This window comes from Vibrio sp. 10N.222.48.A3, assembly GCF_041475345.1.
Classification (GTDB): domain Bacteria; phylum Pseudomonadota; class Gammaproteobacteria; order Enterobacterales; family Vibrionaceae; genus Vibrio; species Vibrio tasmaniensis_A.
The window spans coordinates 1-286 of record NZ_JBFRVX010001102.1 but is presented as its reverse complement, the minus strand read 5'-3'; the positions used below and the strand labels follow the sequence as shown (position 1 = coordinate 286).

General features: G+C 44.8%; 1 protein-coding gene. It reads left to right on the top strand.

Annotated features, from left to right (window positions below):
* On the top strand, positions 1-286 hold a 286-nt coding region (locus tag AB4653_RS23985; RefSeq protein ID WP_372105497.1), incomplete at both ends, for a hypothetical protein.

The following is a 286-nucleotide window of genomic DNA, read 5'->3' as shown; positions in this document are numbered from 1 at the left end:
ACAATCAAGGTCCTAGAAGACGGACAGCCATTACAAGCTGGGGATGTCGTTTTAGAATCCCAAAATGCAAATTCTGAATCTCAGATTTCAGTTAAGCGCTTTACGCCACAAGGAAAAGATGGCGATGAAGTCGATCTTGACCAAGACATTGAAAATATTTTTGCCGCTTTAGAAGAAGGGCAAGATCCTACAGAGTTAGGCGAAGAGTTCGCAACTGCTGCCGGTGTAAGTGGATCGAGCTTAGTGAGCAGTGGAACCATTGAACGAGATGGTGACGAAACTATCC